The sequence below is a fragment of the Bacillus sp. GM2 genome, from assembly GCF_056155945.1.
Genome location: NZ_JBRKSZ010000007.1, coordinates 2,220,878 through 2,241,313 on the forward strand (window position 1 = coordinate 2,220,878; position 20,436 = coordinate 2,241,313).

A 20,436-nucleotide genomic window follows, 5' to 3' on the forward strand; every position below is an offset into this window, starting at 1 on the left:
TTCATCCGGCGCTTCGTTTTATGGTATTTTCAGCTTTTGCCCCGGAAAAATCCAATGTCCCGGCTGTTTGATGTTTCGCTTGCTTCGTTTGATCATCGCCTGCTTGTTCGCATTCCAAATTTTCCGCCATTCCTGGCTGTTTCCGTAAAAACGGCCTGCGATGTGCCAGAGCGTATCGCCTTTTTTGACGGTGTACATTTTTGGAGCCGGTTTGGACGGCCGTTTTTTCTTCGTTTTCTTTTTTTGTTTAATCTTCCGGGGTGATGCTGTTTGGTACTCTTTCAATGTGAGATCAAAATCCCGGTCGCCGATATCCTTTTCACCCTCGCGATGCGAAAAGTTTTCAATGCTGCATGTGAAATTGATCTTCGTTCCCGTCACGAGAAATTGAACCGGTTTTTTTGCTTTCATCCATTTCTCGATTTTAAGAATCGCGTTCTCCGGCGAAAGAAACCCTTTGTATTCCGAGAGCGGAGAATACTTTTTCGGAAAATGAGACGAAAATGAAATCGTCTTCGCTCCCGGTTCATTGATAAACGTCACCTCGCCGAACTTTGACACCTTTACAGATTCGTTCGCAAGATTATTGCTGACGTCAAGCTGCTCTGGAAGCACAGGGAGGCGCAGCTTTTCCTTTCCTTGCGTCAGCCAAAATTCGTACACGGATTTAGTCATAAGCTACGCTTCCTTTCGTCCCAATATGAATATCCCGTTCAAGCTCATCGACAAGAGCGCGCTTGATTTTCGCAATCAATGTTTCCTGGTCGCGCTCACTGTGGTAATGATTGTCCCCGGTAATATAGATGTTGACTTCTTTGGCGCCATTTTCAGCAGGCTGCCGGGATCGGGTCCCGCCCGTGGTGGCTGCAGCCGCCTGAGCACTTGATATGGAACCGGACCCTTCAGCGGGGTCTTGCACTTCCATCCCGAGCGCGCCTGCAGCCCGCTGAAGCAGATATCTGCCGCGGATGCCGCGTTCTTCGGGAATGATCCATTCGCGTTTGCCGCCTTCACCCACGCGGGCGATCTGCTCGCTCGTAATCAGGCCGCCGTTGGCATAGCCTTTATAAGCTCCGCCTCTTGCCATGCTTTTAATCCCCGGAGTGTTAAATGGCGACCCGTATCGCGATTTGATGTAGTTGATGGCCGCTACCGCGTTGTGAACAGGATTGAAAATATCATTCATTCCTTTTCCTTTGTAAGCATTAAACGTTTGGCCGATCGTCTGCATCAAGCCTCTGCTCGGGTCCCCCCGCTTGGCGTTAATGTCCCAGCCGTTATAGGCGCGCGGATTTCCGCCGGATTCCTTTTGAGCAATAACAGAAAGCGGCTGAAGCCACGACACCGGCGAACCGGTAGCCATGATCGCCTGCATCAGCCACGACTTTACATTTCCGCCGACGGCTCCGATTCCGGAAAACGCAGCTGCCAGTGAGCCTGCTTGCTTTTCCGCAAAACTTTTGACATCGACAGAGCTTAAACCTTTGACAATCCCGACCGACGCGAAACGCCCAAGACTCATCATAACCCGGGACGGAGAATGAATATCTAGTTCTTCGCGGAACGCTTTTTCAACTTTTTTCGCCAAGTTTTTTGCAGCTTGAGAAACTTCGCTGCCTTTTCCATTCATGCCGCTGATAAAGTGTCCGACCATTCCTGACCCCCAGCCTGCAGCCGACTGTTTCGAATCAAGGAACGGCTTGTTGATATTTTTATCAACATACTGCGACGTCCCGGTCGGTGTTGCATTTTGCCCGGTTGCAAAGTTTTTGACTGTATTTGCACCCCAGGAAGAGGACGTTTTCACCGTTGTTTGATAAGGCGCATTTACTTTTGCTTGAAGAAAACCGCCGGTTCCGGTCGCGGAAGCATTTTGTCCGGAAGCGAACCCGGCAACCGTCTGTTTTCCGTAGTTAGACGATTCTGCCGGCAGGCTGCTAAACGGCTTGCTGATGTTTTTTTGCTTCCATTGATCAAGGGAAGGAGCGTTTGAGCCGATCCCCTTGTCAAAACCGCCGGTGAATTCCCGGCCGAAAGCCTGCGCCTCTGCTGCTATACTCCCGACACCGACAGCAGGCGACACAGAAGCCGAATACGAAGCGGTGCTTGAAACCGGAGAAGAAGCTCCCCCGTCTCCCGCCGCGGCCCCCATGTCGTCAACAACGCGCATGCCGAGCTTGGTAGCGGCCTGGGCAAGCAGCATCTTCCCGCGTCCCCGGTTGTTTTCCGTAGGGATGACGAATTCATTTCCGGCTTCACCGATCCAGGAGATGGTCGGTTTTGTGATGTAGCCGCCTGTGGCATTTTTATCAGGATCTTCTCCTGTCATGAAGTTGATGACGGCATCAATACCGCCGCCAACTTTATCCCATATTTTACCTACCCATCCGAATGCTTTCTCAAAACCGTCGCTGATCAATCCGGCAATCTTTACAATTGGCTTTTGAATATTTTTCTCAAACCAGCCGGCGACGCCTTCCCAAATATCTGTTACCGTTTTTTTGGCCGCTTGAAATTTTTCTCCAATGGCTTCTTTTACGGTTGAGAACGTATTTTTTAACGGATTCCAAACCGTATTCATAAACCATGTGGAAACCGCGCCCCAAACTCTTTTGATCATGTTCCAGGTAAATTGAAAACGATTCCAAATTCCGGTTGCCACTTCAATGACTTTTGAAACTACGGGGTTCCAAACATTTTCCGCAAACCAGCCGGCGACCGCCGTGAATGTTTCCTGAATCAACGTCCAGGCTGTTGTCAGATGATTCCAGATTCCTGTTGCTACTTCAATGACTTTGCCCACAACCGGATCCCAGACATTCTCTGCAAACCAGCCGGCGACCACCATGAATGTTTCTTGAATCAACGTCCAGGCTGTTGTCAGCTGATTCCAGATCCCTGTCGCTACTTCGATCACTTTGCCGACAACCGGATTCCAGACATTTTCCGCAAACCAGCCAGCCACTGTCATGAATGTTTCCTGAATCATCGTCCAGGCCGTTGTCAGTTGATTCCAGATCCCTGTCGCTACTTCAACAACCTTGCCGACAACAGGATTCCAAACGTTATCTGTAAACCATCCTGCTATCATCGACCAGTTTTCTTGAATGGCTCCGAGTGCCTCGGCCGATTTATCTTTTATCGTATTCCACGCTTTCACGACACCGCCATTGTCATCGAACATCTGCCCGAAATATTCACCGATGCTTGAGCCGCCTAAGCTTCCGACCATACCTCCAATGGCACCGCCGATTGCCGTTCCCCCCACAGGGAGAATCGCTGTGCCAATTGCCGCACCTGCTGCTGCACCAGCTAAACCGCCGGCAATTCCTCCGCCTGCTGAACCGACTTTTTCGCCTGCGTTTTCTTTGTTCATATCCATTAACTCAGTCGCTGATAAAAGTGCTCCAGCATATGGGAGGGCTTTGCCTCCAACTTTCCCCACTTTTCGAAGACCTTTCATAAACTTGCCGCCGGATCTGTTTCTTCCCGATCCTGTTTCTCTATTAGTAGTGGTTTCTTCACTTCCTGGCCTGCTGCTTGTTGCAGGTTCATTGATTATAGAACCTCCGCCTCCCCCACAGCAGCAACAACCGCCTCCACTTTCTTCACCTTTAAACAACTTACCGAGGATGGCATCAAATGATTTGTCCCAAATCTTCTCCGGCAGCCCCTTCACCCAGTCAACAAATTTTTCTTTACCCCACTTTAGAATTTTAGTCCATACGGCCTCAGCTTTCCCATCCGAATCTTTGTTGTCTTCTTTTTGTTCCGTTTTTACAATTGCGTCAATTTTAAGGATACGTTTGGCCTCGATGCTGTTAAGCTTTTTTTGCAAAGCATTCAATTTCGCGGTCGCCTGGTCGTTAATCATAAGGGTGGCTTGATATTCCCTTGCTAAATGATTTTTCAAATAGGAGGAAATCCTGCTGGCTGTCTGGGTGATTTTATCAATGACATAGAGCGTTGCAGAGTATCCTTTTTGCAATGCACCTTTCAGGTAGCCGGAAATTTTTTGAACAGCCGGGGTGACTCGGTCATTAACGGCTGCAGTTAAGAAGTATTCAGCTGATGACAATTCAGACATGATGCTTCTGATCTTTTGAATGCCCGGTGTTGCCTGATCATGTATTACAATTGAAAATTGATAGTTGTCAGGCAGCTTTTGTTTGAGCTGATTTGAAATATTGTCGATGGTTTTGCCGGCCTTATCGACTGCTGAAATTTCAAGCTGCCATGATTTCAGGTTGGCTTTAAAAAAAACATTAAGTTTTTTCAATGTTTTCTCTGCTGTTTTCGTTTTTATTTTCATTGCGAACGGGCGGCTGAGTTTTTTTCGTCTTTTTTCCAGGTCTTTAAACCCCTTCTGAATCCTCCGCAGCTTCTTAGACACCCGGTCTTCAAGTTCAAAGCGTGCCGTTAGTTTTGCCATGGATTATGTACCTCCTTTCCGCGCTTCTTTTTCCAGGATCTGAAGTTTGTAGCTGATAAGTCCGTATAAAAATGCCTTAAACGGTTTTGGGGCTTCGTACAGCTCCCGGAGCTGGGATGGAGAATAGTGAAGTTCGTGCATCGCAAAATAGAGATACACCGCTTCTTTATTCCCATCCTTGATTAGTTTTTTGCTTCTTCTTCCAGATCTTCAAGATCGTCTTCAAAGCCGTTGATTTCAATCGCTTTGTTGAGCCAGTTCGCATATTCCCCTCCGACGGACAGAACGCGTTTGGCCACTTCGACCGGATCGGCCGTTTTATAGGCTTCTCTTAATTCCTTTGAACGGAAATCAGGATAGATCGTTGATTCAATGGCGATTCGGGCGTAAAAGCGCTGGGTGTCGAGATCCTTGACGCGGCCCCTGCCTTTGATGTTTTTATAAGTCGTATTTTCTTTTTCAAGCTCGTCAATGCGCTCGGTTGTAATCGGCTTAAACACAAACGGAATGACATTGCCCTTTTTATCGACGAACCGCTTTGAGATCGGCACTTTGATTTCTTCGGCTTCAACGGTTTGTCCCGGCATAAAAAAAGACAAATCATATACTTTTTCTTCTTGTTTTTCGCTCATGTCTGCTTGCTCCTTTAACATTCAATTTTTAAATGAAAAAGCACCCTCGGCTTGACGAGAGTGCTTGGTGTTATATGTCCTGACTACTGAATCGGCTTTCTTCTTTAAGACCAGCCTTTGCAGCCTAGGTTTGAAAAGCGGGATACGGGGCTCTTTTTTAAAACGTATCTTTCAGTTTTTCAGGAACGTCAAAATCTTCAAATGTGAACGGCACTTCTTCTTCGAGCGCTTCTGAGTCGACGTCAAGGCCGGCGATTTTGGCTGAGTCAAAATTCACGTCATACAGTGTGACCCGTTCCGTTCCGCGGCCTGATGACTGGTCGTCAAGGACGGCCTGGAGCGTGAAATACGGATCTTCGCCTTTTTTCACATAGTTCATCATTAATGTGACAAATTGAGATGTGACTTTATAAAATGTCGCCGTTCCCGTGCCGTTTGCACCTGTTGTCTTGTGGCCCGTCATGCGGCGGCCCATAATATTGACTTCGGCTTTATTCTTTTCGACGTTTGCCTCAAATGTTTTGATGTGAGCCATCTCTTGTCCGTCGAGAAAAAGACGGCCTTCTTTTCCGGAAATCGTGTTTTGCGCTTTTAATGCCATATTATTTTACCTCCACATTAAAGTAGAATTTTTCTGCTGCATCAACCGGCTGAACGGCCAAATCGATTAAAAACCCGTCGCGGTCTTCATTCAGGGTGATGACAATATCGCTTTCAGAATCAAAACCGGTGATGCCGCCGGCTTCCTGAAGCGCCGTCATATACTGAATGATCAGCGTTTTGACGTACTGCAAACCGTCGTCAGATGCAGGGATATCGCTGCCGCTTGCTTTTCGCGCTTTGATTAAAGCCTTTAATTCGCGGGTCAAATCATTGTTAACTCCGTCAAGGACGCGGATGATTTTATTTTTCGAGAATTTTTTGTTTTTGTCGGCAGTGAAACTCGTTAAAGAGTTGATGTCTTTTTCGACACTGACCGATTGATCGCGTGCATCAAATGTAAATAAAAACTCGCCTTTTTTCAGACGTTCGATGACCTGATCTTCATCCAGACGGTTCAGAACATCAACAGCTCCTTCGTATTCGACAAATGTAAGAGACTGGTTAAAAGTCGCGCCTGCGCTTGCTCCTGCGACCCATGCCGTCGCTTTTTCAGGGGTGATTTCTGTGCCGTCTTCCAGCACAACGCCTCCCGTTACATTGATGATGCCTTCATAGTCTCCGGCATAATCAGCGACTACGCCTTGGACTTTCTGGCCCTGCTTGTCGCGAAAACGTTTGATGAAAGCGGCAAAAGTGGCTTTCAGCTGTTCATTGTCTGCAACCGGAAGTGCGATCGTATTGAAGTATTCCGTTTCGGCAGCATCCAAAAACGCGGTGTAATCGGCAACGCTTGCTGTTCCGTTCTCTCCGCCTTCCAGCTTTGTGCCCGCTGTCAGTTCAAGCGCGCCTTCCCCTTGAAACGCGACGTACGCATTTGCGGTAAGCTCTTCTGCCGTTTTGACGGTTTGTCGGTCAGCTTCATCTGTTCCGACAAAGGTTGTGACATCAAACTTTTTAGAATCGAGCACATTTTCGGAAATGCGGATCGAGATGTCGTTTCCTTTCTCGCCCCCGTATTTTGCCGTTACGCTCAGCGTTTCGCCGATTTGGGCTTTCGCCGGCGCTCCTGTGTTCAGACGATACAGCAAAACGGTTTGTGCGTTTTTCTTCGCTTCGCGGAAAAGCAGAAGAGACGGATCATCGATGTTCAATCCCACTTTTTTATTTAAATCTTCAATGCTGGAAATCGATACGAATGTTTTCGGCTCCCCCCAGCTCATGACGACAGGGAGGGCAACTGTGCCGCGTTCCCCGACGGAAACCCGTTCCTCTGCTGTCGTTTTAAAATTAAAATAAATGCCGGCACGATCTTTTTCTTTGCCTGGTGTAAATGTTCCGCCGTTCATTAATTCATGACCTCCTTGGCTAAAAATGTTTGAATAAGCTGACTTGCCTCAAGCTTTGAAATCTGCTCTTCTTTCACATGAAAAAGAGCACCGTCGAGAACTTCCGGTTTAATGCCGAAAAGCTCTTTCGCGTGCTCCCTCAGATCCTCGATGTAGAACAGCGCTTCTCGTTCCTCTAGAGGCGCCTTTTTTGCTTCGGTCTTTGTTTTTTTGCTGACTGTCAATTATTTCACCCCGTTTGTAAAATCAATTGTTTCCAGAGAAAGTTCGTTTTCCCGTTTGTACCAGTAGCGGCTGTTCCATTGAATAATAATGGACGCGGTGCCGGAATCCCCTATCCTCGTCTCGATCCGGCTGATCCTCAAGCTGTCCCCTGTGCCTTTACCCGACCGGTCAATGAGCGGGATGATGTGCCGCGCTTCCCTTACGGCGTCTGCAATGCGCTCAGCATGATCGTGGGCCTGCTGTGAATCATAGTGAAACAGTTTCACATTCAGGGTGAAGACTTTTTTAAATGTTGAAACCGTATCATTCTCATCAAAAACAGAAGGGGGAGGAAAATATAGCGACGGTATTTGAAAATGGTCGGGTATTTCCTTTTCATAACAGACGACAGGAAAGACTTGATAAAAGAAATTCATGACAGATCCCGTTTCGTCGTTCAAAGCTTCACCTCCTTAAAGGGAATTCAGCCATGTTTGCAGCCTTTCATGCAGGCGTTTTTCAAATAAACGCTCAAATATGTAAAGCGCATGCTCCCAATAGCCTGTTCCCTTTACCCATCGCCGTTTTAAGGCCATGCCGGACGATGAACCGGGATCATATTGAAACCGGCCGCTGTGCCATTGTCCCGGAATCCACCTGACTTCATCTTTTCCGCCTGTCCAATGGCCGTCATTTACGAATGAGGCGTACTCTAACTCCGTCCCGACTTCAAGCGTGAGTCCGCCTTTTTCGATTTCCCATCTGTTCCCTTCAGCCCCTCGCTTGAAAGAGTGCAAAAGGCTGCCGGTATCAATCGATCCGGCGCGTACGATTTCGTTGCGGACCAGATCCAAAAAATCGGTTCCCGCCTCTTCAAGCCACTTGGCAGCTTCAGTTCGAAAGCCGCTCTGCCCCGCTTTTTCCAGCGTCTGCGACAGCTGTTTCAATCCTTTGATTTTCATAGTTTTTCATCCCTGACCGCTAAGACTTCCAGGTGATGGCCTTTGATGTTGCGCGGCTGCTGGAGCGTGTAGCTGACACCGTTCCAGACCGCCTGATCGTGAAGACGCACATCTGCATCCGCCGGAAAATGGGCCAAATAGGAATGATAAATGACCTGTTCGGGATCTTGCTGGACGATCGACTGGTTTTTTTCCGTAAAATAGCAGGGAACGTTTTGAAGATCAGGTGTGTCCCCGTATGTGCGGATCGGCTGCAGGTCTGGCGCGGGAATGCCGTACCTTGCTTTCTCTGCATGGTCTTCCTTTAAATGATAGATATCGCAGCGGTCGCTTAATAATTTTTTGTAGCTCATAGCGGCCGCACCTTGAATCGAACAGATTCATAATCAAGAATAAATTCTTCGAGCAGTTTATAGACGTCGGGCTTCGCCAGGCCTTCGCTTCTTGAAAGCGTATAGGAGTAGTCACCCAATTTCTCGGATTTGTAGCCTTTCAAAAGCGATTCATCACCGTTTTTCAATGCAAAGTACTGTGCCAGCTGCAGCAAGGCGAGCCTTGCCTTTTCCGGCAGCGGATCATATTTTTCATCTGTAAAACGATGCCCCGTGATCTGCTCGGCTTCCGCTTCCGCTTCAAGGATATCCTGCCGCAGCAATTCCTGCGGCCGGTTTTTCACGGCTTCAATAACGGAATATTGGATGATATCGTCGGGCGTGATCAGCATGTTCATCACATCCTTCCAGAGCTTTTACCTGTTGTCCGGGGCGCTTTCGCTTTTGCCCGGACTCGTTCCCTGCCGATCGGCAATGCTTTCAGTGAAAACGTTAGGACTCAGGCATTACTCTTTTACATTGACGATTTTTGCAACCGCGTCTTCTTCTTCGAATTTGCTGTCCAGTTTTGCCGTCAGGACAATGATAAATTTGCGCGCGCGAATGTCTTTATCGACTTCAATTCTGATATTGCGCGAGAAACCGAGAATGATATTTTTCGGATCCGTCAAAATAATGTCTGATGCTTCGGCGGCCGCATCTCCTTCTCCGTATGCATACGGCTGAATATTTGAGACCCCTTTAACAGGCACGCCAAAAGCGGTTGAAAGTCCGCCCTGTACGGCCGCATCCCCGAGCGTGGTTTGACGGTCTGCGACGCGGTCTTTCCATTCAATCTCCTGACCGAGCGATGTATAGAATCTGAACTCCTGCGGAACGCGCATATATTTTGCCGGAACAGCTTTCAGCCCCTGTTTGAAAAGCTGTCGGCTGATTTGCTCCCCGCCTGCATCGACGATGTGGGAGACCGACTGCTTCCGGATCCCGTCAAGCTGAGCAAGGTATGGATCTGAAGACGCGACATCGCCGTTGACGATCAGTTCTTCAATATCCACGGCAGCCCGTTCCGCCAGCATTTGCATCAACGTCTGTTGAAGGCCGTCTTTTTCAATGTTATTTTCGAGCGTGTCATAAGTAATGTTGACTTCGGCAATGACTTCTTTCGCATTCAGTTCAACCGTGCTGGTCACCGGTGCGGTTAATTGGTCCTTCGCCAATGCTTTACCTTCATCAGCCGCTCTTAAAATCCGCTGGCCAAAACCGATTTTTTCAAATTTTTGCGAGTCGTTTTCCATTTGAATCACACGTGATTCGCTGAAAATTGTCGGCGTGTTTTGCACCATGCGAATAAATGCAGAAGCCTGCGCCGGATTCATTAATCCTCCGCTTTTCAACGTCGCAAGCGACATCTCGGCTTTACGAATAATCTCTTGATTTCTCATGTTCTTCCTCCTCCAAATTAAAGCAATCCGCTCCAAATCGATTTTTTAACTTCTTCTTCTCCTTCTTTTTCAGCCGCTGCCTGCTTTGAGGCACCTCTCATCTTTTCGAGTGCTTCGATGCGCGCAATCAGAGGGGCGAGCATGTCCTCGACGATTTCCTTCACATGTGCATCCTGGTCTGTCTGCTGCTCTTTTTCGTCCGCCGCTTTATCCCCTTCCAAATCGTCAAGACGTTTGAGAAGCGGAGCCAAGACGGCTTCAATCGTTCCTTGAACTTCTGATCGTTTCATCTTTTTTTCTTCCTCTCCCGTTTTTTGTTTGTCGCCGGCAAAAAACTGCTTAAACAGCTGAAAGAAACTGCCGGTCTCATCGGTTTTAGAGCCGGCGCGGGGCGGGTGTTCGACCGTTTCGGCAGTGCCCGCCATGCTGTAGCCGGTGATGCTTCCTTTTTTAATCTGTTCCCAGATCTCATCGCCGGCTTTTGTCACCAGCACCCAAGAGCCTTTCACAATCGTTTCGCCGTTCACTTCAAAATCAGCCGGCGCAACATAGGACTCCACGACTTCTCCGACGCCTCCCTGGAAATTGTGATCCTTGTCGATCTTCCGGGCATTTTTCAGAAAACCGTGGGCGGCTTTTTGGATTTCGTCAGCCGACATAAAATCGCCGTGGGCATCCTGAATGTCCGGCTCGTAGACCACGCCGTAGACGAGCTTCTTTTCATCCTCGGCTTTCGCAATCAGCTTGACTTCCTTTTCAAATGTCGGCGGTTCACTCGATTTCGTCATAAAGAATTTCTTTTTGTTCGCCGCTTTGTCGACATAACTGACGAAATTGATCTTGGCATTTTTAAGCTCTCTCGGCACGAAGTGTTCACCTCCTTTCAGTGATCTGTTTCAATGTCTCGACGACTTCCTGCAGTTCGGGCAGCAGCGCTCCGGCTTCCGCTTCAGCACGCTTTGCGCTTTGCTGGTAACCGAGCGGCCTGCTGAATTCTTCATCCGGCCATTCATCAAGCGTCTTGCCGAGCACTCTGCCGGCCAGGTCGCGCAGATCATTTGCAGATACCGCTCCCGCTTGAATAAAAGGACCGAGTACTTTTGCAATCTCAAGTGGATCGCGAAAGTCCGGTCCTTTCAATTGGAGCCTCGCATGGAAAATGTTTAAATCACGGAGAAACAGCGTATTCAGCTTGCCGATCAATATTTTCCGCTCCGGTTCAAAAACCTGTTCTTCGGTGATTTTGCGGGCGGTATCTGCTGTCGCCCTGTTATATTCATGGGCATCACCGGTGTAGAGCGGCGGGAGCCTGAAGGAAGAGCGGATTTTATTCCGTGTTTTCTCGTCATATTCAAGAAACAGCGCATCTTCCTGCAAAATTTCGGCGAGGGATTTGATGTCCACTTTCACCGGCGTAATGTCCTGGCTGCCGTGAATGTCTTTTTCCTGGGCGATCCCCTCCGCTTCGATGAGCAAAAATTTGTGTGCATTTTCAACGCCTTCCAAGTCGTTCATGTATTCCTGCAGCTCTCTGTACGAAGCCTCTGAGAGCATGCCGTTTTCAACCGTAATGACGGCCGGGACGTGCCGGCCTTGTCTGAAATACATATAATTCAGCTCTTCCGCTTTCCGCGCTCCGTACAGGTTGACAATATTTCCGATCCAGCGCGGAACGCCGTAGACGCCGCTGCCGATTTTAAAATGGATCGCTTCATTCGCACTTCGTTCAGGCGGAGTCTGTCTGTCAAACGCTCCGGTGGTCATATCCATGACGCGCGGATCGCCATACTCTTTAAAGTACACCTTTCTGCCATCAATCATCTGAACGTATTTACGGAACCTTTTTTCTCTTTTGATGTTTTTTAGCGATCCGTTTTCCATGTAGGCGAATTCCACTTCGATCGGTTCTGTCAATCCGCATACGCGCATATTTTTGACATCGAGATATTCAATTCCGGCCGGCTGCCCCGTGCCGTTTCTGAGCACCTCCAAAAACCCGTTCCCCGTTTTTTCGCGGTCCTCTATCATATGGCTTAAAATCGTTTCAGCCGATTCATCAAAATGAAGATGGCGGCAAAAATCTTCAAGCCTTGTCCAATCGGTCTCAGCAGCCTTTTTCTTATCGGGCGTCACATCCGCACCATTAAAATCAAAAGCGTACTCGACATCAAGCCCGAACCCTGCAATATTCGTTTTATAGGCGTCAATGCATTGCTGGAGAATGGAAGAATATTCGGCAATGGCTTTCAGTTCTTTCAAATTGTACGGCGGTGCGATAATCTCATCTCCGTAGATCTCCGAAAATTGATCTTCATATATTTGTTTTGTTACAGGCTCGTGAAAACGGGATTTCATGACTTTTGCTCTTACCGTTTGTTGAGTGGACATACACTATCTCCCCCTTTTCCTGTTCGGCCGTTTTCTCGCTTCCGGCTCAGCCTTCAAATCGGTGACTTCATAATCATCAAGCGCGTACCATAGCGCGGAAAGCGTGTGCGGATCAATTGTAAACTGATCCTCCTTCAGATTGCCGTCTTTATCGGTCGCATAGGTCAGCGGCTGCAATTCGTAGATCGTATTGGCACATCGGTCAGAACAGAATATTTTTTTGAACCGCTTGATTTTTTTCGTATATTGCAGGCGCGAGCCTTGGAACTTGCGGGCTGCGGTCATGTTGAAACCGTTATGCCTAAAAAACTGGATGCTTTTCGGTTCGGCCGGATCGGCTTTGATCAGCTCCTTCGTAACCGCGAATTCGTTAAGCTCCTCGGCCGTCTTGTCGTCTGTCATTTTATTTTTGTAGTACTCCCAATAAATATAGAGATATTTTTTGTCGGGATCGACGGCCGCCCGGACGACGGCATTGTATGATGCCTCAAATCCGAAATCCATTCCGGTTCTCTTCAGCGGGTTGGAAATGGCGGAGATCCGCCTCATGACCTCCTCATGCTCCATCACTTCAAATTGCGGCAAAACCCTAATGCCGTTTACCCCGAACCGCCCTTTTCTGGCAATCCGGTACAGGTCAGGGTCATATGCTTTCATATCGTCAAGCTGTTTGAGGTAGCTTTTCGGCAAAAACAGGTTGTCATCCGCTGTAGAATGGTGGTAATACGTATCACCGACGACAGCGACCCGCTTTTCATACAAAACCTCATCATCCAAAATAAACCGCTTGTTCCGCTCATCCTTGAAAAAGTGTCTGTACGTCCAGTTTGACTGGCTGACGGGGTTTGTCGTCAATATCATATACAGCCTGTGATCAGGATGCCTCAGCCGGCCGATCAGCTCCTTGAAGCCTTCATACTTCACTTCCGAACATTCTTCGATCCAAATCAGCGAGATGTTGTTGACGGATTTCAATTTCGCCGGGTTGTCCATCCCTTTAAAAATAATCCGGCTGCCGTTTGCAAACCTGATGTGCATCGGAGAAGAAACGGCCTCGGCCGCCGTTTGAACACCCAGCTCATCGATAATGGTTGCGAATAAAGAAAAAGTCGAATCCCTGTGTGTTTCAAACACTTCCCTTACAACAAGAGCGGTGCGCTTTTCCTGCAGCAGCTTTAATACGACTTTTAAAGCGGTATGATAGCTTTTTGACGAACCGTATCCGCCGACAAGAAATTGAAACGTCTGATCCCAGTTAAACAAATAATCTTCAAAATGCGGATTGACTTCTTTCATAATCAAGCCGAATCACCTTTTCGGGTGATGACCACTTCAACGGGTCCTGATTCCGCATCTTTGTCGGCTTTTTGTTTGGCGAGCTTCAGCTTCTCATTTTCAATTTTCCGCTTAAATGAATCAGGGAAAAGGTCGAAATACTGTGAGAGCTTCTCGAGCGCCTTCATTTTATCGGCCAGCTTGATTGCAATTCCTTCTTTCCCGAGTTTCGCTTCTGTGATGACTGTACCATCGACGAGGTCGGAATGTTTCACATCCACAAAGCTGACCTCTTTCATAACCGGATTGTTTTCTTCATCAAACAGCGGTCCGGACTTTCCGACAGCCTGTACCTCTTTTTTGCCGAAAGTCACATAATCGGTCATATCGGCAAACGCGATTTTTACATAGACTTGGAGAACATCCATCGCCTCGACGAATATCTCCCCTACCATTTCTTTTTTGATTCGCCTGATTTCATCGGCCACCTTTTCATTTTTCAAAAGCCGGCAGCCTGTCACATGGGCGCTGGCCGGGGAATAGCCCGCTTTTACCGCCGCTTGGGTGGCATTGAAGCTTTTCACATAATAGATGCAAAACAGCCGCTGCCGTTCATTCAGCCCTTCATTGTGAATGTCTGCTTTTCCACGGTTCGCGTCATCTCCGGCTAAAGCCTCTTGCCAGCGGTCGCGGGTTTTCCAAACGCTGATTTTTTTATTTGAAACGCCGAGTTCTCTTGCGATTGCGAGATTCGTAATGTTTCCCCCGTATTTTTGATAGAGACGAAAAGCTTCATCCCTTTTTGGATCCCTTTTCCTTGGCATTGTTCATTTTCACCGCCTCTCATTCTCGGAAACAGTAATATTTAATCGATATATGAATCTTCCATATGAACAGTATGCTTTGTTATATTTTTTCTCTTTTCACTTATAGGTGGCAAACGTATGACAAAAGACAGATATATCGTTATGCCATACAATCGAGAGGCTTTTCGATCTGTTTCGCGATTTTTCAGCTGCGCCCGTTTCACATTGGTTTGAACAGTAGACTTTTTGATGCCGAGCATGGCGGCAATCCGCTCATAGGAAAACTGTTCGACCTTATGTAAAATGAAGATTTCTTTTTCGCGTGCCGTAAGGGCAGACAGCGCTGATTCAATCCGGGCTTTATCGTATGCTGACACTTCTTGAGCCGGTTCAAATGCACTCTGTTCTGAAAACGTGTCGATGATCCGCGGATCTTTCAGGAGCATCCGCTTATAAGAGTCGCGCCTGTCAATCGCCCGTCTGATTCCAGGTTCTCTTCCGTTTTCAAGCCAGTCGATCACATATTCCAAATCGGTCATCATGTTTCTGATCAGTTTTTTATCATTCAGCTGTTCAGCCGTCAGCCCTTGTTCATCTTGATAGGGCTTATACAATTTTTTCGTGTTTTTCAGCGCTCTTTTATATTCGAAAAGCAAATCTTCCATTTTAATGTACCTCCGTTTTTTTGAAATAAAAAAGGACACCAATCAGCCGCACAGTTAAGATGTGCATCCTGATCAGCGTCCGCAGGCTTTCCGTCTTGGACAAATATTCAAGTTGTAGAGCTATAGCTTATAGCCGATTTCAAATTCGATCCTTGCGAGATCTCCCTTTCTCGTTTCAATGACGGTTTTGCCGTGCTCAGGCGCCTCGGCCTGCCATGCCGTGCCGTTCATTCCGTCAAGGACGATCACCGTCACCTTTCCTTTTTTGATGCGGCTTGCAACCGTCGTATCGTTGATATCTGTTAACTTTGCCGGATGGTTCATCTTGTTTCCTCCTCTTCAAATTCTGCTTTTGCGACGACTTTTTCTAAAATATTCTTCAATTGATTCTCAACTGAATCGCTGTGAACGGGCCGTTTTCGCTTCAAATAGGCAAGCGTGAGCTTCACTGCGGTCAACAGTTCGGGAGCTGCAGCGATTAAGCGGGCATTTTTTTCCTTGGAATATGCGCTGTAGTCGGCGACTTTGGCAATCACCCTTCCGTTGGAATAAGGAAACCGTTTCTTTTCGGCTTTGCTGTATGCTGAATAAATGTATACGTCGGTATTTGTTCTGACGACGCGCCATGGTGATGGGCTGTACGCCTCACTTTCGTTTTTCACGTATGTCTTTCCTCACTTTCCGTCTTCTTCGTGCCATCGTTTCATTTGTGCGTCTCTTTTTGCCGCTGTCCAGATGATGAGAATCATAGCTTTTAAACTTTTAAGCACCTTGTGTCACCCTTGTTTTCATTTTTGCAATCAGCGCTTCCAGATGTTTGATCACATCCGTCAAACCGCCGCTTTCAGTGCAGCAGTTCGGGCAAGCGCGGAAAATCGTTCCGACCCTTGCGTCCTGATGGATTGATTTTCTCCCATTACATAGCCGGCACATCAAACCATCCCCTCCAGTCTATGATTGATGCCGAAAGAGCTCCCGTTCAGGACGACGAGAAAGTCCCCGCACATTTCGACCAGCCTCGTTCCGAGCGCTTCGTCTATGCTGACAATTTCTTCAACGCTTAGCTCGCTGGACAGCATGATCGGCTTATGGTTCAAATACCTGTAATTGACGACGGCATATGTCTGTTCGATCTGCCATTCCGTTGCCCGCGGCCTGCCTGCCACCGGCTTAAACAGGTCATCAAGAAACAGCACCTCGACTTGCTTCATCCGGTTCAGCTTATTCTCAAGCAACGAAAAGTCCTGTTTTAAATCATTGAATCCTTCGACAAACGGAAAATACAGGACGGGTACAAAAAGCTTCCTCATCAGCTCATTGGCGGCAGCCGTCAGCAAATGAGTCTTCCCTGAACCGGGTCGTCCCAAGAGCGCGATGCTGTTTCTGCGGCTTTCCTGAATGTCCCGGTAAGCTTGTACATATTCAACGGCGCATTCATACGCCTCTTTTACAGATTGATGCTTTCCTTCCGTCTTGAATTGAGCAAAGTTTAAGTTTTTAAATTGTTCGGTGATTTCGCTCGTCTTCAACAGCTTTTGCGCTTTGCGCCATTCGCGGCAGACGCATGATACCCATACTTCCATCGTTCCGCGCCGTTCGATAAATCCGAGTTCATCTTTGCACTTCGGACAGTCATACCGTTTTGCGGCGGATTCTTCCGGTTTGCCCCCCTGTGATTGACGGCTCCTGTTTCTCAGTTCGTCCATGACCTCTTCGATTGTTCTTTTGGGCATTGTTCTCCCTCCTGACAGTTGTTTTCGTTTTCGCTTCCGCTTCAGCCAGCCGGCCGATGATATATTTTTCACAGTAGCTGAAGACCTTGATCGTTTCATGACGGCTTCGGCGCCGCGCCTCATACTCCTCAAAACATTGTTCAAGCCATTTGATTGTTTGCGGAAGAGACACTCCGCGGGCGACAATCCGGGCGATGGCCTTGTAGTCTTTTGACGAGGGATGGACAGGCTTTCCTTCCTGCAAAGACCTAAGGGCGGCAAATCGGTCTGCTATTGTTTTTATGGAAGTCATATTATGTTTTGTGTTGATTTGTGTGATATCTTTATTGGATTGGACAAGGATGTCCGCACGGCCAGTCTCTTCTGTCCGAACAGAACTGCCTGACCGGACATGGCTGGCATAGGCAAATTTCTTTGAATGTCTGACTGACAAAATCATTCCGTAAGGCGCTCTTGTGACTGCAATGTAGCCGTTTCGTTCGAGAAGAGCGAGCCATCTTCTAACCGTTTTTTCGTTGACGCCGAATTGAAGAGCCAATTCTGCGGCTTTCAGCGGTTTGTTGCCGAGCACGATGCCCCATGTCATCCCATCGCGTTCGATTTCCTTAGTTGTTGAACTGATGCACCATAAAAACAGCCAAATGGCATTGCCTATTTTCTCGTAGTGCACAGGTGTTAAAAGCCCTGAGTAAACGGAAAAGGGATAGCTTTGATCGAGCGGACGGGACATTCATCTTCCCCCTTCCTTGTGCCTTCTGCGGTTCAGTCTGAGATACCGTTCGTATTGGCCTTTACGATCGAATTGGAATACAGGCTTTCCGTCTTTCGTAAAAGCGATGAATCCCCCGGCTTCGCCGAGCCGCCATTGATCAAAACGGTCTGAGCTGTAGGAAATCACAATTTTACCCATTCTGCCTCCTTGTGGATATCCGGCGGGTCCGCCATGTCTTCGCATTTGCTCTCTGTCGGCTTCCTTTGGATAGCCGTGCGTTCGAATGTGTGTGACCATCGGATGTTCAAGATTCATGACATCGCCTTCTTTCATACAGAGTTTGATCGATACCATATGTATCAACACAGACCTGAAAAAGATCGGGAAACAGCAATCGATCAGGCACTGAGTAAAGCATTTCGAATTTCAGCATCGTTTCTCTGCCGGGATTGCGTGTTCCCCTTTCGATTTTGCGAACATAAATCTCAGAGAGTCCAAGTCTTTCCGACACTTGCTTTTGGGACCATCCCTTCTTAGAACGCTCTTCAATTAACCGTTTTCGCACATGTTCTCCCTCCCTGTTTTCGATACAATCCGTATCTGATGATTTGATTATATATGATACACTTCTTATCATCAACACTTTTTTGATACTTTTTTTATCATATGTTTATTTCGATACATTTTGTATCTATAATAGAGATAAACATGCCGAATTGAGGAAGAGAGGTCATTCTATGTTAGGCGGCAGACTGAAGAGCCTGAGAGGAAAACGGACACAGGAAGAAGTGGCAAAGCAGATCGGTGTATCGCGGGCCCGCTACTCCCATTACGAAAACGGAAGAAGCGAGCCGGACTATGAAACATTAAAAAAACTCGCCGATTACTATAAAGTAACGATAGACTATCTGCTGACAGGAACGGAAAAGAAAAAGCCCATTGAAGACGAAATCGCAGATCCGGATCTGCAAATTGCATACCGCGACATGCAGGAATTTTCCCCCGAAAGCAGACAGCAGGCCATCGAATTTATTCAATACTTAAAAGAAAAAGAGAAGAAACGGAAGCCCGGAGATAAACAAAACGGATAAAAAAGGAATTTTTATTAAACATTACCTGATGAGCGCCGATTTAATAGTTAAGACGATAAAAAAGGGAAAGATTTGCTAAAGAGGCTGCTCATCGTATATGATAGATCTGCATGAAAACATGACAGCCCCTTTGACGGGCTTTTCTTTCCCGCTAAAAACAGAACATTTGTTCGAAATGGTGTCTCGTATTGAAGTTTTACTTATCTCACCTAGAAGAATACGTCAAAAATATGTATCAAAAGTTTGGTTTTTTTGAACCCCACCACATTGATATGAATCGCATAGCCGCTCATTTTAACATTTGGATTCACTATGAAAATGTCAACAGCATGATGATTAAGCATGACGGCATGTACAGCATCATTCTCAACAGCAGCCTTTCAAAGGAAAAGCAGTGGGAGGATTTTGCCCATGAGCTGTGCCACGTATTAAAGCACGCGGGAAACCAGCTTTATATGAATCAGATGTTCAGGGAGCTGCAGGAATTCCAGGCCAATCAATTTATGTACCATTTTTGCGTCCCTACTTTTATGCTTTTAAAAATGGATTTTCCCCAGCTGCGATGCCAAGCCGCTAAAATGATCGCCGACCTCTTTAAAGTCACGGAATCGTTCGCTGTCAAACGGATCGAGCTCTTTGAAAAACGGCAAGCCGGGATCCAGTTTCATGAGGCGTGGATGGCGGGCCTTTCCCAAGAGAGCGAAACAGCGAATGCTGCTCGCCTTAAAGAAGAAGACGAACTTGCACGCTACCGCCGGGAAACCCGCCGCCCGTATGCAGCGGCAAACGGCCTCGGCAAAATAGTCGCGGCAGAAAGCCGGCCGGCGTATATGCTGAGAAAATAAAAAACAGCCGGCTCAGCTGCCGGCTGCACTCGTCCCATACGCGATGCGGGCTCCTTCCTTCAAAGCTTTGACATAGCGGATAAACACCTCATTTTGGGACGTTCGCCTGCCCTTTAATGTGAAGTTCTCAAACATCGCCTTCCGCTGGGCGGTGCTGATTTCAAATTGCACGCTTAACCCCGTTTGGCAGCGATTGTTGATGCTTGCAGGGTTTGTACCTGAAAGATAGCCCCTTTCAGCCGCCAGCTCCGCAGAAAATCCGTGCCTCTCCAATGTCTCCGCAAACATCAAGGCGCGCCTTCGATCTGTCCCCCCGATGAGCGTATGCCGGCGGAAAGGCTCGTCATATCCGTGGAGCGCCAGTATGTATCGATGTCCTGCAGCCATTCGCACGGCAAGCGGGCAGTCAAAATGGGCGCTTGTCACATGAAGACTCTTATTGCCGCGCTTTTTCAATCCTTCCAATAAATAAACCGATGAACCCTCTGCAAAAGCCCTGACAATTTCACTGATGCCCGGCTCGATCCCGCCCCCGTGGGGAGCCATCACAAGCAGTGCGCTCCCTGCATCCCGCGCAGCCACCGAATAATCGGTTCCTTCTATTTCGTTTTCTGCCATCTCTGTAAAGCTGCCGTATTGGTCAGTTAAAGCCTGCTTCATCTTTTGATTTTTTGCACCTGCCTGTCCTGTTTTTATGTAGTGTACCGGGAGTCGCGGCGGTTGTAAATATGTTGCCTCTATGAAAATGAAAATCTCTTTATGAGATTTAAAAGATTAAAGCAATTGAACCAAAATCGAAAATCACATAAGGCACGAAAATGATTCTTCGGTAAACACATCGGTTTTAGAACAAGCAAATACGAAATATGATTAACAAAGTGAGGTTGCCGGCTGGCAGCCTTTTTTATTTGGGATCCTATCCTCTAGATTGCAGCCCTTATGAAAACGCTCCAAATATAATATATGGT

Annotated in this window: 26 protein-coding genes and 1 pseudogene; 2 read left to right on the forward strand and 25 right to left on the reverse strand. The window is 47.5% G+C overall.

Annotation, left to right across the window (positions count from 1 at the left end):
• Nucleotides 1-18: 18 nt before the first annotated feature.
• From ACVC9U_RS12255 to ACVC9U_RS12370, 24 genes and pseudogenes are all read right to left on the reverse strand, one after another.
• Nucleotides 19-675 carry a LysM peptidoglycan-binding domain-containing protein gene (locus ACVC9U_RS12255; protein WP_003180838.1) on the reverse strand — a complete coding sequence of 219 codons (657 nt, stop codon included), beginning with the start codon at nucleotides 673-675 and terminating at the stop codon, nucleotides 19-21.
• Nucleotides 668-4,432, reverse strand: a complete 3,765-nt coding sequence (locus ACVC9U_RS12260) for a transglycosylase SLT domain-containing protein (RefSeq protein WP_441391032.1) — start codon at nucleotides 4,430-4,432, stop codon at nucleotides 668-670. Before ACVC9U_RS12260 ends, ACVC9U_RS12255 begins: the two co-directional genes overlap by 8 nt.
• Nucleotides 4,433-4,435: 3 nt before the next feature.
• Nucleotides 4,436-4,573, reverse strand: a complete 138-nt coding sequence (locus ACVC9U_RS12265) for a hypothetical protein (protein WP_095290311.1) — start codon at nucleotides 4,571-4,573, stop codon at nucleotides 4,436-4,438.
• 41 nt (nucleotides 4,574-4,614) lie between these two features.
• On the reverse strand, nucleotides 4,615-5,064 hold the full coding sequence (locus ACVC9U_RS12270; protein WP_003180832.1) for a phage tail assembly chaperone: 450 nt from the start codon (nucleotides 5,062-5,064) through the stop codon (nucleotides 4,615-4,617).
• A 157-nt stretch (nucleotides 5,065-5,221) separates the two neighbouring features.
• Nucleotides 5,222-5,665: a phage tail tube protein gene (locus ACVC9U_RS12275; RefSeq protein WP_020451024.1), complete on the reverse strand. Its 444-nt coding sequence runs from the start codon at nucleotides 5,663-5,665 to the stop codon at nucleotides 5,222-5,224.
• 1 nt (nucleotide 5,666) lies between these two features.
• Nucleotides 5,667-7,013 carry a phage tail sheath family protein gene (locus ACVC9U_RS12280; RefSeq protein WP_441391035.1) on the reverse strand — a complete coding sequence of 449 codons (1,347 nt, stop codon included), beginning with the start codon at nucleotides 7,011-7,013 and terminating at the stop codon, nucleotides 5,667-5,669.
• The gene (locus tag ACVC9U_RS12285) at nucleotides 7,013-7,237 is read right to left on the reverse strand and encodes a YqzN/YkzM domain-containing protein (RefSeq protein WP_020451022.1); all 225 of its coding nucleotides are present in this window, start codon (nucleotides 7,235-7,237) and stop codon (nucleotides 7,013-7,015) included. The genes ACVC9U_RS12280 and ACVC9U_RS12285 overlap by 1 nt, the downstream gene beginning before the upstream one ends.
• A complete protein-coding gene (locus tag ACVC9U_RS12290) occupies nucleotides 7,238-7,678 on the reverse strand; it encodes a phage portal protein (protein ID WP_441391037.1) in 441 nt (146 codons plus the stop codon). It abuts the gene before it with no gap.
• 12 nt (nucleotides 7,679-7,690) lie between these two features.
• A complete protein-coding gene (locus ACVC9U_RS12295) occupies nucleotides 7,691-8,179 on the reverse strand; it encodes an HK97 gp10 family phage protein (protein ID WP_075753280.1) in 489 nt (162 codons plus the stop codon).
• Nucleotides 8,176-8,532, reverse strand: a complete 357-nt coding sequence (locus ACVC9U_RS12300; RefSeq protein ID WP_075753282.1) for a YqbH/XkdH family protein — start codon at nucleotides 8,530-8,532, stop codon at nucleotides 8,176-8,178. The genes ACVC9U_RS12295 and ACVC9U_RS12300 overlap by 4 nt, the downstream gene beginning before the upstream one ends.
• Nucleotides 8,529-8,903, reverse strand: a complete 375-nt coding sequence (gene yqbG / locus ACVC9U_RS12305; RefSeq protein ID WP_075753284.1) for a protein YqbG — start codon at nucleotides 8,901-8,903, stop codon at nucleotides 8,529-8,531. The genes ACVC9U_RS12300 and yqbG overlap by 4 nt, the downstream gene beginning before the upstream one ends.
• Nucleotides 8,904-9,017: 114 nt before the next feature.
• Entirely contained in the window at nucleotides 9,018-9,953 is a 936-nt protein-coding gene (locus ACVC9U_RS12310) for a phage major capsid family protein (RefSeq protein ID WP_441391040.1), read from the reverse strand.
• A 17-nt stretch (nucleotides 9,954-9,970) separates the two neighbouring features.
• Nucleotides 9,971-10,819: an XkdF-like putative serine protease domain-containing protein gene (locus tag ACVC9U_RS12315; protein WP_146874202.1), complete on the reverse strand. Its 849-nt coding sequence runs from the start codon at nucleotides 10,817-10,819 to the stop codon at nucleotides 9,971-9,973.
• A gap of 7 nt (nucleotides 10,820-10,826) precedes the next feature.
• The gene (locus ACVC9U_RS12320; protein ID WP_441391042.1) at nucleotides 10,827-12,341 is read right to left on the reverse strand and encodes a phage portal protein; all 1,515 of its coding nucleotides are present in this window, start codon (nucleotides 12,339-12,341) and stop codon (nucleotides 10,827-10,829) included.
• Between the two features lie 3 nt (nucleotides 12,342-12,344).
• Entirely contained in the window at nucleotides 12,345-13,643 is a 1,299-nt protein-coding gene (locus ACVC9U_RS12325; protein WP_441391044.1) for a PBSX family phage terminase large subunit, read from the reverse strand.
• Nucleotides 13,640-14,440 (reverse strand): terminase small subunit, encoded by an 801-nt coding sequence (locus ACVC9U_RS12330; RefSeq protein WP_441391046.1) that lies wholly within the window; start codon nucleotides 14,438-14,440, stop codon nucleotides 13,640-13,642. The genes ACVC9U_RS12325 and ACVC9U_RS12330 overlap by 4 nt, the downstream gene beginning before the upstream one ends.
• A 155-nt stretch (nucleotides 14,441-14,595) precedes the next feature.
• A pseudogene (locus tag ACVC9U_RS12335) lies at nucleotides 14,596-15,087 on the reverse strand (sigma-70 family RNA polymerase sigma factor); the annotation flags it as partial.
• 120 nt (nucleotides 15,088-15,207) lie between these two features.
• Entirely contained in the window at nucleotides 15,208-15,411 is a 204-nt protein-coding gene (locus ACVC9U_RS12340) for an XtrA/YqaO family protein (protein ID WP_003180800.1), read from the reverse strand.
• Nucleotides 15,408-15,749, reverse strand: a complete 342-nt coding sequence (locus tag ACVC9U_RS12345) for a hypothetical protein (RefSeq protein WP_003180798.1) — start codon at nucleotides 15,747-15,749, stop codon at nucleotides 15,408-15,410. The genes ACVC9U_RS12340 and ACVC9U_RS12345 overlap by 4 nt, the downstream gene beginning before the upstream one ends.
• A gap of 100 nt (nucleotides 15,750-15,849) precedes the next feature.
• The gene (locus ACVC9U_RS12350; protein ID WP_003180796.1) at nucleotides 15,850-16,020 is read right to left on the reverse strand and encodes a hypothetical protein; all 171 of its coding nucleotides are present in this window, start codon (nucleotides 16,018-16,020) and stop codon (nucleotides 15,850-15,852) included.
• Entirely contained in the window at nucleotides 16,020-16,820 is an 801-nt protein-coding gene (locus tag ACVC9U_RS12355) for an ATP-binding protein (RefSeq protein ID WP_011197802.1), read from the reverse strand. Before ACVC9U_RS12355 ends, ACVC9U_RS12350 begins: the two co-directional genes overlap by 1 nt.
• Complete coding sequence (locus ACVC9U_RS12360) at nucleotides 16,720-17,550, reverse strand: phage portal protein (protein ID WP_441391050.1); 831 nt, start codon at nucleotides 17,548-17,550, stop codon at nucleotides 16,720-16,722. The genes ACVC9U_RS12355 and ACVC9U_RS12360 overlap by 101 nt, the downstream gene beginning before the upstream one ends.
• Entirely contained in the window at nucleotides 17,551-17,847 is a 297-nt protein-coding gene (locus ACVC9U_RS12365; protein WP_020451007.1) for a hypothetical protein, read from the reverse strand.
• Nucleotides 17,837-18,097, reverse strand: coding sequence for a helix-turn-helix transcriptional regulator (locus ACVC9U_RS12370; RefSeq protein ID WP_075753298.1), 261 nt, complete (start codon nucleotides 18,095-18,097; stop codon nucleotides 17,837-17,839). Before ACVC9U_RS12370 ends, ACVC9U_RS12365 begins: the two co-directional genes overlap by 11 nt.
• Before the next feature lie 172 nt (nucleotides 18,098-18,269).
• Between ACVC9U_RS12370 and xre the strand changes: the two genes are divergently transcribed.
• A complete protein-coding gene (gene xre, locus ACVC9U_RS12375) occupies nucleotides 18,270-18,623 on the forward strand; it encodes an HTH-type transcriptional regulator Xre (RefSeq protein ID WP_075753300.1) in 354 nt (117 codons plus the stop codon).
• Nucleotides 18,624-18,811: 188 nt separating this feature from the next.
• On the forward strand, nucleotides 18,812-19,468 hold the full coding sequence (locus ACVC9U_RS12380) for an ImmA/IrrE family metallo-endopeptidase (protein ID WP_075753302.1): 657 nt from the start codon (nucleotides 18,812-18,814) through the stop codon (nucleotides 19,466-19,468).
• Between the two features lie 12 nt (nucleotides 19,469-19,480).
• On the opposite strand, the gene ACVC9U_RS12385 is transcribed toward ACVC9U_RS12380, so the two are convergent.
• Entirely contained in the window at nucleotides 19,481-20,128 is a 648-nt protein-coding gene (locus tag ACVC9U_RS12385; protein ID WP_075753304.1) for a poly-gamma-glutamate hydrolase family protein, read from the reverse strand.
• Nucleotides 20,129-20,436 lie beyond the last annotated feature (308 nt).

Bases quoted from the DNA above. Each gene is read 5' to 3' on its own strand.
- ACVC9U_RS12255 (WP_003180838.1), bottom strand. From the start codon at position 675: ATGACTAAATCCGTGTACGAATTTTGGCTGACGCAAGGAAAGGAAAAG.
- ACVC9U_RS12260 (WP_441391032.1), bottom strand. From the start codon at position 4,432: ATGGCAAAACTAACGGCACGCTTTGAACTTGAAGACCGGGTGTCTAAG.
- ACVC9U_RS12265 (WP_095290311.1), bottom strand. From the start codon at position 4,573: ATGCACGAACTTCACTATTCTCCATCCCAGCTCCGGGAGCTGTACGAA.
- ACVC9U_RS12270 (WP_003180832.1), bottom strand. From the start codon at position 5,064: ATGAGCGAAAAACAAGAAGAAAAAGTATATGATTTGTCTTTTTTTATG.
- ACVC9U_RS12275 (WP_020451024.1), bottom strand. From the start codon at position 5,665: ATGGCATTAAAAGCGCAAAACACGATTTCCGGAAAAGAAGGCCGTCTT.
- ACVC9U_RS12280 (WP_441391035.1), bottom strand. From the start codon at position 7,013: ATGAACGGCGGAACATTTACACCAGGCAAAGAAAAAGATCGTGCCGGC.
- ACVC9U_RS12295 (WP_075753280.1), bottom strand. From the start codon at position 8,179: ATGAAAATCAAAGGATTGAAACAGCTGTCGCAGACGCTGGAAAAAGCG.
- ACVC9U_RS12300 (WP_075753282.1), bottom strand. From the start codon at position 8,532: ATGAGCTACAAAAAATTATTAAGCGACCGCTGCGATATCTATCATTTA.
- yqbG (WP_075753284.1), bottom strand. From the start codon at position 8,903: ATGCTGATCACGCCCGACGATATCATCCAATATTCCGTTATTGAAGCC.
- ACVC9U_RS12310 (WP_441391040.1), bottom strand. From the start codon at position 9,953: ATGAGAAATCAAGAGATTATTCGTAAAGCCGAGATGTCGCTTGCGACG.
- ACVC9U_RS12320 (WP_441391042.1), bottom strand. From the start codon at position 12,341: ATGTCCACTCAACAAACGGTAAGAGCAAAAGTCATGAAATCCCGTTTT.
- ACVC9U_RS12330 (WP_441391046.1), bottom strand. From the start codon at position 14,440: ATGCCAAGGAAAAGGGATCCAAAAAGGGATGAAGCTTTTCGTCTCTAT.
- ACVC9U_RS12340 (WP_003180800.1), bottom strand. From the start codon at position 15,411: ATGAACCATCCGGCAAAGTTAACAGATATCAACGATACGACGGTTGCA.
- ACVC9U_RS12350 (WP_003180796.1), bottom strand. From the start codon at position 16,020: ATGTGCCGGCTATGTAATGGGAGAAAATCAATCCATCAGGACGCAAGG.
- ACVC9U_RS12355 (WP_011197802.1), bottom strand. From the start codon at position 16,820: ATGCCCAAAAGAACAATCGAAGAGGTCATGGACGAACTGAGAAACAGG.
- ACVC9U_RS12360 (WP_441391050.1), bottom strand. From the start codon at position 17,550: ATGTCCCGTCCGCTCGATCAAAGCTATCCCTTTTCCGTTTACTCAGGG.
- ACVC9U_RS12365 (WP_020451007.1), bottom strand. From the start codon at position 17,847: ATGAATCTTGAACATCCGATGGTCACACACATTCGAACGCACGGCTAT.
- xre (WP_075753300.1), top strand. From the start codon at position 18,270: ATGTTAGGCGGCAGACTGAAGAGCCTGAGAGGAAAACGGACACAGGAA.
- ACVC9U_RS12385 (WP_075753304.1), bottom strand. From the start codon at position 20,128: ATGAAGCAGGCTTTAACTGACCAATACGGCAGCTTTACAGAGATGGCA.